Annotated in this window: 9 protein-coding genes and 2 pseudogenes; 6 read left to right on the forward strand and 5 right to left on the reverse strand. The window is 46.2% G+C overall.

Annotated elements, in window-relative coordinates; genetic code table 11:
• The 3 genes and pseudogenes from V6C93_RS24535 to V6C93_RS24545 all read right to left on the reverse strand — a co-directional run.
• Window positions 1-699, reverse strand: a 699-nt coding sequence (locus tag V6C93_RS24535) for a calcium-binding protein (RefSeq protein WP_414644272.1), incomplete at its 3' end; no start/stop codon positions are given.
• Between the two features lie 197 nt (window positions 700-896).
• On the reverse strand, window positions 897-1,109 hold the full coding sequence (locus V6C93_RS24540; protein WP_333479303.1) for a hypothetical protein: 213 nt from the start codon (window positions 1,107-1,109) through the stop codon (window positions 897-899).
• A pseudogene (locus V6C93_RS24545) lies at window positions 1,078-1,411 on the reverse strand (hypothetical protein); the annotation flags it as partial. The gene V6C93_RS24540 and the pseudogene V6C93_RS24545, both read right to left, overlap by 32 nt.
• Window positions 1,412-1,758: 347 nt before the next feature.
• On the opposite strand from V6C93_RS24545, the gene V6C93_RS24550 reads away from it, so the two are divergent.
• The gene (locus V6C93_RS24550) at window positions 1,759-2,154 is read left to right on the forward strand and encodes a J domain-containing protein (protein WP_333479296.1); all 396 of its coding nucleotides are present in this window, start codon (window positions 1,759-1,761) and stop codon (window positions 2,152-2,154) included.
• 33 nt (window positions 2,155-2,187) lie between these two features.
• On the opposite strand, the gene V6C93_RS24555 is transcribed toward V6C93_RS24550, so the two are convergent.
• Window positions 2,188-2,499, reverse strand: coding sequence for a P-II family nitrogen regulator (locus V6C93_RS24555; RefSeq protein WP_333479297.1), 312 nt, complete (start codon window positions 2,497-2,499; stop codon window positions 2,188-2,190).
• A gap of 202 nt (window positions 2,500-2,701) precedes the next feature.
• Here V6C93_RS24555 and V6C93_RS38455 point away from each other — a divergent pair.
• Window positions 2,702-2,884, forward strand: a pseudogene (locus tag V6C93_RS38455) (hypothetical protein); the annotation flags it as partial.
• Between the two features lie 50 nt (window positions 2,885-2,934).
• On the opposite strand, the gene V6C93_RS24560 reads toward V6C93_RS38455, so the two are convergent.
• The gene (locus V6C93_RS24560; RefSeq protein WP_333479298.1) at window positions 2,935-3,864 is read right to left on the reverse strand and encodes a LysR family transcriptional regulator; all 930 of its coding nucleotides are present in this window, start codon (window positions 3,862-3,864) and stop codon (window positions 2,935-2,937) included.
• Between the two features lie 290 nt (window positions 3,865-4,154).
• On the opposite strand from V6C93_RS24560, the gene V6C93_RS24565 reads away from it, so the two are divergent.
• The 4 genes from V6C93_RS24565 to V6C93_RS24580 all read left to right on the forward strand — a co-directional run.
• Window positions 4,155-4,715 carry a hypothetical protein gene (locus V6C93_RS24565; RefSeq protein WP_333479299.1) on the forward strand — a complete coding sequence of 187 codons (561 nt, stop codon included), beginning with the start codon at window positions 4,155-4,157 and terminating at the stop codon, window positions 4,713-4,715.
• Between the two features lie 208 nt (window positions 4,716-4,923).
• A complete protein-coding gene (locus V6C93_RS24570; RefSeq protein WP_333479300.1) occupies window positions 4,924-6,048 on the forward strand; it encodes a hypothetical protein in 1,125 nt (374 codons plus the stop codon).
• Complete coding sequence (locus tag V6C93_RS24575; RefSeq protein ID WP_333479301.1) at window positions 6,045-7,277, forward strand: alpha/beta hydrolase; 1,233 nt, start codon at window positions 6,045-6,047, stop codon at window positions 7,275-7,277. Before V6C93_RS24570 ends, V6C93_RS24575 begins: the two co-directional genes overlap by 4 nt.
• Window positions 7,278-7,819: 542 nt before the next feature.
• Window positions 7,820-11,336: GAF domain-containing protein (locus V6C93_RS24580; protein ID WP_333479302.1), on the forward strand; the 3,517-nt coding region annotated here is incomplete at its 3' end.

Genomic DNA, 11,336 nt, shown 5'->3' on the forward strand with positions numbered 1-11,336 from the left:
ACCATCGAGGATGTTATTGCCAGTGTTACCGATGATGACGTTGTTATTGCCATTGCCTGTGCCGTTAATGTTGCCAGTACCCGTCAGCGTCAGGTTCTCAATTCCAAACCCCAGAGTGTGACTGACTGAGGAAAATACCGTATCTACACCACCTAGGACATCGTTGTAGCTTTCAGCCACTACAGCACCGACGTTGTCCACAATGTAGGTATCGCTGCCATCACCCGCATTCATGATGTCGGCACCTGCACCACCATCGAGGATGTTATTGCCACTGTTGCCGATGATGACGTTGTTATTGCCATTACCTGTGCCGTTAATGTTGCCAGTACCCGTCAGCGTCAGGTTCTCAATTCCAAACCCTTGCCCACCAGGCACTGTACCAGGTGAAAGGGAATAGCTGACCGTGGAAAATACCGTATCTACACCGCCTAGAGCATCGTTGTAGTATTCCCCCACTACATCACCGACGTTATCCACATAGTAGGTGTCGCTGCCATCACCGCCATTCATGATGTCGGCACCTGCGCCACCATTGAGCGTATCGTTGCCATTGCCCCCATTAAGGGTATCATTGGTAGCAAGAGCGTTGAGAATGTCGTTGCCGTCCAGCCCGTTGATGATATCAGGCAGATCAAAAAACCAATCAAAGATACCATTCAGATTGTCATTACCATTGGTACCGTTAATAGTTGCCATTGTCAGTTGCTCCCAATTTTTAAGTAGGAATTAAAGTGTTTGCAGATTGCTTATACCAGTTGAAGGATTAGTAGCTTTTTCGGAAGCGTGAATCTTTCAACTTCTATCTACTTGTCTGGGGAGACGACTGGAGTTATGCGCCTAGTTACAAAACTTTACAATAAGTTTGCGGATCATCTTCGTTTGAGTTGGGGAGTCTAGAGAAAATTCGCACAATCAAGTCCAGATTGCCATTTACGATTGATGCGATCGCTTTGGTGGAGCAGCCAATGGATTGGTTCAACTCCTGTGGGTGGATGTTCTTCCTGAGCCAAAATCACTTGCACGGTCATCGGTTGCAAGCTAGCTCGCTGGGGATGCTGTTGAGGAGGTTGAAGTACGCTGATGCAATCCCAACAGACGACCCGCACACTGCTCTCTCCTCAAAATACGATCGCGTATCGTCTTCAAAGGCTCCGGTTCATCCTGAGATTCCCAAGTGTTGAGAATGCGCGATCGCACGAACAATATTAGATAGTGTGCGCCGCTTCTCAGCAATTAAATCTAAAAGTGTCGCCACCCCAACCAACGCAAACGTCAATAGCCGATAATCTGGATTATCGGCTCGTTTGTTATAACAATCACGGATAACCGCCAAAAAGTCATCACTATTAAAATTCAAGCTAAGAATACTGTCAATTTCATCCACAAAAATCATAATCGTTTGTGGAATCTATTTACTTGCAATCTGCCGTAACTTGGTGCATCACTCGGTAGACTTCCCCCGATTTGATACTCATAAGGCGAGTTGGGTGGAGTACTCATAGAAGACAACTCTTGCAAACGTGAATTTTTGCTCAGTGGCTATAAGATTTATCTCTTAAGTCTTGCCACTTATGCAAGAAGTCTACACAATGTTGCAAATCCTAAACTGTGAAAGCATTAACTTTAGTTAAAGAAAGACTACAAAATATATCTTTCCTAAACTGATGTGTTTTTTGATACTCACTCAGCTTAAGACCTTTCAAACTGGAATTACGATTTTTGACACAAAGTTCTGTCCCTTAAAAGGTGTTTTAGATGTTAGACACCCAACGATACTACACAATCCTCGATCTAGCTCCTGGAGCCTCACCGGAGGAAGTTCATCAGGGTTACATCGATTTAACCTGGGTGTGGCACCCTGATCGTTTTGCCGGTCATCCCCGGCTACAACAGAAAGCGCACTACAAGCTTCAAGAAATTAATGAAGCTCATGCTCAGTTGCGCTATTTACACACAGCTCCTAGCACCCAGGATTTTTCTAACCCATCCAAATCCCAGGAAAGCCCGCCCCCACAGGCTTCATCTCCTACAGACAGCTTCTACCAACAGCAAGTCAACCAGACGAGGCAAGTGGACGAGCAAAAAACCGTAAACGACTGCAAGCAGCGCTTTAGCTCCAAGCGTCGCCATCTTGATGAGTGGTTAGATTAGACATTGTCATGCTAAAGCTATTCAGGCGAAACCCTATTCATTGCTCAAGAGTTCTACATTTTGTCGGAAAGCCATTAAGGCGTGACCGTTCCGCATCTCCATCACGGCGCGGAGAATATCCTCAGAATCTTCTGGTGATACGACAGTCTTAATCTCGATGTTAGTGTTATAACCCGCAATATCCCCTAGTCGTCTGCCGTGACCGCCTTCGCCCTGAGCCTGACTAATGGTGTATCCTGTTACTTCCTTACTTTTGAGGAGTTTCACAAGGCGCTCTCTTAGCACAGATTCACCAATAATAGTGATTAAGACGGCTGTTTTGACAGGAATCCCTTCAGTAGACATCACCTAGCTCCAAAAAATAGTATTTTTAGCAGAGACAACCCACAGTCAGGCAACATACTCTAACCGCATGTTAACGAGCAAGTTGTTCAATCCTGTGGGAAATCCAACAACCCGTTAAGGAACATTGGAAGTTGTCATGTTTCAACCGTTCCACGGACAAAATTTTCTTCTGCCATGTATTTAGTCTAGCTCTTGCTGCGGGTATGTCCTTGACGAACTAGACCTTTCGGTATGGAGATGGCGTTGCCCATCTTGTCATCAAATAAATGACAGAGATGAGAACACCGCGATAAATATTTGTGCAGTCGCTCGCGTTATTGTTGATTATCGCAACGATGAGATGAATACAAATACTTTATTCTTTTCTCGCAAACAGAATAATTAGGTTAAATTGCTTGGGTGCATAGCATACCTCAAATCTGAGTTCTCGCCATACTACGATGAAGTCTCACAAATGTCTTGGATCGCTCGCTGAAAATTTCGCACAAGTTGGGATTTATTGTCTTTACGGTAGATCAGTGCAAGCGAATTTTTAAGTTTAATCGGTTGCTTGTGTTTGATATCCAGGATGTCTTTGTAAACAACCCCTTCGCGTTTCAGATTCTTAACATTTTTTGGCAAAATTGACACGCCTAGATCGGCAGCTACCAAACCCAAAATTGTGATCATCCAGCCTGCTTCATGAACCAAATGTGGTTCATGACCAACTTCCTGTGTATAGATGTTGTTAATCTCCGTCATGTAAACTGCCATTGTGGGTGGAGCCAGAATGAATCTTTCGTTGGCTAAGTCTTGGAGAAAAATTTGCGATCGCCCAGCCAAGGGATGCTCCTTAGATAGAAGGACGACCAAACTTTCTTCCAAAATAGGAATAAACTGCAAATCTGTATAGAGCTGAGTATTATTCGTCCGGTCAAATCCTACATCTAGCAGATGATTTTGCAGTTTTTGGATTTGTTCAACATAGGGCAATTCCGACAGCACCAGTTTTACATCAGGGAACTGTTTTACAAAATAACGCAAAATTTTGGGCAGCAAGCTGTTTGTGATCGAGCTATTAATGCCCACATTTAACGTTCCGATTATTCCCGCCTCTGCATTACGCGCTTGAGTAATGGTGCGATTGGCATGGGCTACAGCGATGCGTGCAGCTTCGAGAAATGCCTCGCCTGCTGCGGTGAGTTGTAGGGGTTGCTGCCGCCGCCCAGATTCATCCCTTTCAAATAAGTAAACTCCTACTTCCTTTTCCAGATCACTAATTTGCTTGTTCAGTGGACCTTGGTATGTGTTCAGCGTCGTGGCTGCATGGGTAAATGTTCCAGCCTCAACAACGGCAATAAAGTAGCGTAAATGCCGCAGTTCCATAGATGCTTTGAGTGGAGTGTATTTTTAAGATACACCGATATCCCCATATTGTACAAAATCTAGACACCTTTACTGGCTTGACTTATACTTTTGACAATAATTAATTGAGCGATCGCCCATTTTAACTTTTGTCTTGCAGCTTAACTCACGTCGCTTAGTGCTGAAATAGTGGGATTTTATCCACTTTGAAGGCTTGTTACACCGCTAATCGCGGTAAAAAATGCCGACTTAGCGTATTAAATCGCACTTGGGGTAATTGCGGAATCTTACGAAAAAGACTCATTAAAACTATGCATCAACCTGAACGATCTAAGTCACCTTTAGAAAAGTGGCAACTCGGTATGGATCGACTGGCTAAAGCAAAGGAAGAACCCGACTTGCTCGGCCTAGCAATGCTCAGTATACACGGAGCCTTAGAAGACCAATTCCGCCAGATACTAGCTTCTTTGCTTCAACTCTCTGTGGCAGAACGACACAGAGTGCAAGATGTGAGCCAGGTGCAATGGCGCGAGTTGTGCAATTTGATGCAGAAGTACGTTGGCTTGAGTGATGGGGATGTCAAGTACATTATGCAAATGAACTCCATGCGTATTAAAGCAGGACATGGAGGGCACTTTCCTGGCAGTGACCAAGATGTCGCGAAGTATGCGGATTTCGTCAAGGGATGGCTTGAGGTAGCGGAAGTTTCCCAATCGAATTATCAGAGTTACGTTTCGGCAAGATCTAAGGCTAACACTTTTAAGTTCGATACAGTAGTATGGCTGATAGCAGGGCTGGTGTTCCCTTTGTGGCCTATTAGCCTGATTTTTTGCTGGTATATGGCTTATCGTTCCTACAAGAGAGCCAGATAAATTTGAGAATTCTCCATTGCAGATATAGTCTTAATTTGATGTTAATCATCAAACAATTCCTGACACTTTTTTAAAGGATAATTCAGGAATTGGCTTCGGTCATGAAGGCCATCAGCCAGAAAATAAAGAATTTTGGATCGAGGATACTCAGGCAAATATTCCCACTTTCGATCTAAGTTTATAAAAAAATAATAAGGATAAAAAAGCAATGACAGAAGCATTAGTTAGTTCAAACCATAGGAAACCCAATCTACGTCATTTCTATGCTTATAAAAAAGATGGTGTCTTCCAATCTGGGTTAAAAGTTGATTATGTACGCCTGACAAATACGGTTATGGCTCCTAGAGAAGAGACGGAATTAGATGAAGATATAAAGTTGATTCGTACAGGTGCGGCAAAGTGCAAAGAGTTATTTTATCTCGACACAAGAAACTTTACTTCGTTAACTCTCCGCATCGCCCTAAGCTTAGCCTTAATCCTATCTACTTCCGCGAGCATTGCCGCTTTTTTGTCTGGACAAGTTCCAGGAAAAGCGGGTTTGGGCAACAATGTATTTCTTATTTTTTTAATGTTTTACGCTCTTAATTTTTTCCAATCCTTAATGGCTTGTGGATTTTTGATTTTCATCTTAACTTGGATTATGAAGCAAATTTATTTATTAGTAGGAATAACTAGATTTAAAGTATTTAATACAATTTTTAATATTACTTTTTTGTTAATGTTTGTGCTTAGTTTTCTGATGCTGTATGTATTACTACAGAATCCAGCTTTCAAAAACAATGTTTTTGGGATGATAATAGGAATCCTAATTTGGTCAATTTTGCTTCCTGCCTTGACCACATTTTTAAGTAGTATTAATATCAAGAATCACCGCCGCCTTAAAATTGAAACCGAGTGGCGAGTTAATGGAAGAGTTTATGGAGAGCATCTCAACCAAGACAATATACCAGTCCTTTATCCTAAAAGAGCGCGTGATTTTTATCCCCTCAGCCCAATGGAGTATAAGACACTCGTGGCCTACCAAACAGCTCAAGGCGATCGCAAGCAAGTAAAACAGCTATTGAAAGTCTGGCGAACAAAAGCAGTCGTGGTTGCGGAGGATGCAAGACTGTTCGCGAGGCAAAATTCTAATCTGTTAAGAAAGCTAGGCATTTTCTTATTCAGAATAACTGTATCCCTACTTGCCCTGTTTCTAGAAATTCTTGGAAAGACAACTAAAAACAAACTTTTAAACGTTTCAGCACAGGGGTTAAAAATTAAAGGAATCAATCGGACTTTTTGGATTTATCAAGAATGTGAAGCCGCTCTAAAACGTCTGGTTGCCATGCAATGATATCCAGAATAAATCATTTTAGGGAAGTATTCACACTGCTGGCTTTGCTGCTGAGTGGTGTGGGTCTTTTCTTAAGCAGCTGGATTGTTATCCCCGCTCCTATTTTCTCTTTGCTACCCTTGGGGGTAGGAGTACCGGAACTCAGTCCTTGGTTAGTCGTATTGAATGCGATCGCCTTCGGCACAACCCAAGGGGCGATCGCATTTGGAGTATCGTTACTTGGAGGACGTAACAGTTGGTTGCAACGCTTAACCTTAGGCGTTACTTTAGTTGGACTGTTCTTAAGTCTTCTACCTTTGGTACAGTTACCCGCCACTGACAAGAAAATGGCGGTAGCGATGCGCGATGCTTTGGGCGCAGACTATTTGAAGGCGATTCCACATCAGATGCAAAGTCAGCTACGCTTGCATCCATTTATCCTCGCTGATGCCTTCCGAGGCATCCCTCGTGACGAGGTACGGTACACCCCCAATATCCAATTTGCGGCTCCCGATCGCGTACCGTTGACTCTGGATATTTATCGCCCTCTCCAAGTAGGGCAATACCCAGCAATTGTCATTGTTTACGGTGGAGGTTGGCAAAGCGGTAGCCCCTCCGCTCACAGTGACTTCAGCCGTTACATGGCGCGTCGAGGCTATACTGTTTTTGCGATCGCTTATCGCCATGCACCCCGCTATCAGTTTCCCGCTCAACTCGATGATGTCCGTGCCGCACTCACCTTTATCCAGCAGCACGCCACGGAGTATGAAACCGATATCACCCGCATCGCCTTACTCGGACGTTCCGCCGGAGGACATCTAGCAATGCTGGCTGCCTATCAGCCGGATGCCCTACCCGTCCGAGCCGTTGTCAACTACTATGGGCCATTTAACCTAACGCAAGGATACAAAGAGCCACCCAAACCCGATCCATTGAATGTGCGTGCTGTACTCGAAGCCTTTTTAGGGGGTTCACCGGATGAACGACCAGAGCAATATGTCCAAGCTTCGCCCATTAGCTATGTGACGCGCCCACTCCCACCGACGCTACTCGTGCATGGCAGTCGCGACCATATCGTCGAAGTACGCTTTGCACAGAATATGTACAAACGCCTGTGTGCAACTGGCAGTACGGCTATCCTACTGGAAATCCCTTGGGCAGAACATGCCTTTGACTCGATCTTTCACGGCCCTAGCAATCAGCTAGCCCTCTACTACACCGAGCGTTTCTTGGCTTGGGTTCTTAAATGAGAGTAACTCCCGATCGCCCCACTTTCAGTCATTATGCGGATCAACATTCGGCAATGCGGCTGAGGTGGAGAGCCATAACTGGGTTCACCATTGAGATAGGGTACAGCTTGACTTTCCTTTTTACAATCTTTAACACAACTTTACATTAAAGGCCGTAATCACACTTAAACTTGAAACCTTCAATGTTACACTTGTTTTCAAATAGTTGCGTAATTTTACGTAAAAATTGATACTGACGCCAGCAGTAATACTTTTGGGCATCTCCACACAACTCAAGTTATCCCTGTACTGCTGTTCCACAAGCCAGAGTTTTTAATTCAGGTGTTCTGCCAAATCGTGTGACGCAATGGTGTCGGGTGCTGAAGGTCGGTACTGATAGAGCTTTTGAAGCGGGTCAAATAGTTCAAAAGCTTCCAATTGCCTGCGCCTGTATAACGAGCCCACGGGGAAAAGTGCATCCCAAACAGGGGTTCAGCCAGGGTGCCCCAATACCTGCAATCTGACTCATGCCAACGTCTTACCTAAGGTAGTCCTCTTCTCTCATGAAAAATCAACTCGATCAAGCTCTAGCCAAAACCCATTCGCAAGGACAGTATGAAGCGGCGATACAGCCGTTTTCAGACTTGGCGACCAAGCAGCCTCAAGATGCGAAAATTCGCATTTGGCTGGGTGCGGCTTCTCGTGAAGCTGGCAATTTGGACAAAGCTAGAACTGAATTGCGAGAAGCGCTCAGACTGGCGAGTGATGCTGCAACAACTGACTTAGCTCGCACGGCGCTAGCTCAACTGGAGAATGAGTCTTCAGGCACTATGAGTCGTACAGAGATAGCGAGTCAGGGTAGTCATCAGCATCTTGGGCCGCTTTCCCTGCCCCAGCCGTTTACGAGTGGGATGAACAGTCAGCCGTTCAGTGTTGCTCTGCCTGGTCAATCCCGGAAGGAATCGAGTCCTCCCTGGTGGCGGCAACTGCGCTTGAGTACGAAAGCAACCCTTTTAGCGATCGCATTTGGCACACTCCCCGCGCTCGGAATTGGGGCAACCAGCTACTACCTCACCAACCAAGCCATTACAACACAGGTTGCCCAAACGGGTCAAAGCCCCACCACCACGATGTCAGAGCTAAAGGCACAACTGTTGTTGACTCTGATGTTGGGGACCGGGGGAACCGTATTATTAGTCGGTGCGATCGCAGCTTTCCTCTCCCACCGCGCCTCGCGTGAAATTAGCGCTGCCACCGAAGCCGTGGAGAAATTGGGTCGGGGAGAACTCAGTACTTATCTCCAGGTGCAAGGGGAAGACGAATTATCCACCTTAGGCACTCATATTAACCAACTGGCAGACCAACTTCAGCTTCAATTTAGCCAACAAGCCGCTGAGGTGAAGCAAGAACTGCTCTTGAATTCCATTTCCTCCAGCATTCGAGAAGCCTTCGACACACAAGACATGTTCACGACGGTGGTGGCAGAAGTCCGTGCCGCCCTGAAAGCCGATCGCGTCATTGTCTATCGCTTCAATCCAGACTGGAGTGGTACGATGATTGCCGAATCCGTGGGTCGGGGTTGGCCTCCTTCTCTCGGTGCTCAAATTAATGACACCTGTTTTAAAGATCGATATGTCATTCCCTACCAGAAAGGTCGGATTAAAGCCACTAACGATATTTACAACGCAGGTTTAACCGATTGTCATATCAGACAACTAGAAATCTTTTCCGTCAAAGCTAACTTAGTCGTACCGATCATTGCAGACCGACAGCTTCATGGTTTGCTGATTACCCACCAGTGTTCTGGCCCCCGAACCTGGAAGGAAACCGAAATGGATTTCTTAAAGCAAGTAGCCACCCAGATGGGTTTTGCCCTAAATCAAGAAATCCTCCTAAAGAAGGAAGAAACTCTACGAAAACAGCAAGAAGCGGAAGCTGAGCGGGCACGGTTGTTGAATGACATCACTTCCAACATTCGGGAATCCCTGGACACGGATTATATTTTTAACACCGCTGTGATGGAGACTCGCGCTGCCCTGCAAGCCGATCGCGTAGTCGTTTATCGTTTTGATTCAGAAGGGCAGGGTACCATTGTTGCCGAATCCGTTACTCGTGGTTGGCCTAGTGCCTTGGGGCTGCAAATGGCTAACCCCTGTTTTGAGAATCGGTATGTCATCCTTTATGAGAAGGGTCGAGTCAAGGCGAACGAGGATATTTCCAAGGCGGAATTGAGCGATTGTCACTTAAGGCAACTTGAAACCTTATCGGTTAAAGCGAATCTAATCGTGCCGGTGATTGTAGACCGGCAGCTTCATGGCTTGCTGATTGCCCATCAGTGTTCGACGCCGAGGGCGTGGAAGGAGATCGAAATTGATTTCTTCAAGCAAGTGGCAAACCAGGTAGGGGTGGCGTTAGACCAAGCAATGCTGCTGAAGCAGCAGGAAACCTTACGCAAACAGAAAGAAGCCGAAGCCGAACGTGCTCGGTTATTGGCAGAGGCGGCGGAGATTGCCGTTCTTGAGCAGCGTCAACAACAAGAAGCGGAAGCCAAACGCGCCCGTGCTTTTGCCGAGATGACCAAGCAAATTTTGCGATCGCTTAATTTGGAAGATATCTTCAGCACCACGGTTCGACAGGTAAAACAAGCCTTGAAAGCCGACCGAGTCTTAATCTACCGCTTCGATTCCGACTGGAGTGGTACGATGATTGCTGAATCGGTGGACTCGAATTGGACGATCGCTTTAGGGGCGGAAGTAGAGGACACTTGTTTTAAGGGAAATCATGGCGGACTCTATCGCAAAGGCCGTGTTCGTGCGATTAATGACATCTACCATGCTAATTTGACCAAGTGCCACATTAAGTTACTCGAACGCTTTGAAGTCAAGGCCAATTTAGTCGCCCCCATTCTGATTCGTGACGAGTTGCTCGGTTTATTGATTGCCCATCAGTGTGCAAAGCCACGAGATTGGCAAGAGGAAGAAATTAATTGGTTGGCACAGGTGGCGACGCAGGTGGGAATTGCGATCGAGCAAGCCACCCTCTTGGAACAGAGAGAGCAAGCGCGTCAGGAAGCTCAAGCGAGTTTTCAAGAGCAACGCCAGCAAAAAGAAGCACTCCAGCATCAACTTGCAGAATTACTCAGCGATGTCCAAGGAGCTGCCAAGGGCGACCTCACCGTTCTCGCTAAGGTTAAAGAGGGGGAAATCGGCACAGTTGCTGACTTTTTCAATTCCATCATCGCCAGTTTGCGCGGCATCGTCACCCAGGTTAAACAAGCTGCCTTGCAAGTCAACGTTTCTTTAGGGGAAAACGAAGGGGCAATCCGTCAACTTTCCGATCAAGCCCTAACGCAGGCGGAGGAGATTATCCGCACCCTCGGTTCCGTTGAGCAAATGACGCTTTCGATTCAAGCGGTTGCAGAGAGTGCCCACCAAGCCGCCGCCGTTGCTCGGACGGCCTCCACTACTGCCCAAGCGGGTGGGCAAGCCATGGAGCGCACCGTAGAAGGGATTGTGAAATTACGAGCCACTGTGGGAGAAACCTCGAAAAAGGTGAAGCGTCTGGGGCAATCCTCCCAGGAGATTTCCAAAGCCGTTTACTTGATTAAGCAAATTGCTCAAGCAACTAATATGCTAGCGCTCAATGCTGGGATTCAGACGGCGCGAGAAAATGAGGAAACTCGCAACTTTACTGTTGTTGCCGAGCAAATTAGCGAACTAGCTGAGCGTTCAGCAGCAGCCACTCAAGAAATTGAGCAGATTGTTGAGACGATTCAACGAGAAACCACTGAAGTGGTTGAGGCAATGGAACTCGGTACGTCTCAAGTGGTAGAAGGCACTCATTTAGTTGAAGATGCCAAGCATAGTCTCAGTCAGATTTTAGCTGTCTCTCATCAGATTGATGAGTTAGTGCAATCGATTTCGGGTGCAACCGTATCTCAAGCACAAACTTCTCTCGCTGTTACCAACTTGATGCAAAAAATTGCCAGGGTTTCTGAGCATACCTCCGAGTCATCCCATCAAATTTCTCGCTCGTTGCAGCAAACTGTAGCTGTTGCCCAAGAACTCCAATCTTCGGTGG

Origin of the sequence: Allocoleopsis sp., assembly GCF_036703385.1 — a bacterium.
GTDB lineage: Bacteria > Cyanobacteriota > Cyanobacteriia > Cyanobacteriales > Coleofasciculaceae > Allocoleopsis.

Coding starts and splice junctions, on each gene's coding strand:
- V6C93_RS24550 (WP_333479296.1), top strand. CDS start 1,759: ATGTTAGACACCCAACGATACTACACAATCCTCGATCTAGCTCCTGGA.
- V6C93_RS24555 (WP_333479297.1), bottom strand. CDS start 2,499: ATGTCTACTGAAGGGATTCCTGTCAAAACAGCCGTCTTAATCACTATT.
- V6C93_RS24560 (WP_333479298.1), bottom strand. CDS start 3,864: ATGGAACTGCGGCATTTACGCTACTTTATTGCCGTTGTTGAGGCTGGA.
- V6C93_RS24565 (WP_333479299.1), top strand. CDS start 4,155: ATGCATCAACCTGAACGATCTAAGTCACCTTTAGAAAAGTGGCAACTC.
- V6C93_RS24570 (WP_333479300.1), top strand. CDS start 4,924: ATGACAGAAGCATTAGTTAGTTCAAACCATAGGAAACCCAATCTACGT.
- V6C93_RS24575 (WP_333479301.1), top strand. CDS start 6,045: ATGATATCCAGAATAAATCATTTTAGGGAAGTATTCACACTGCTGGCT.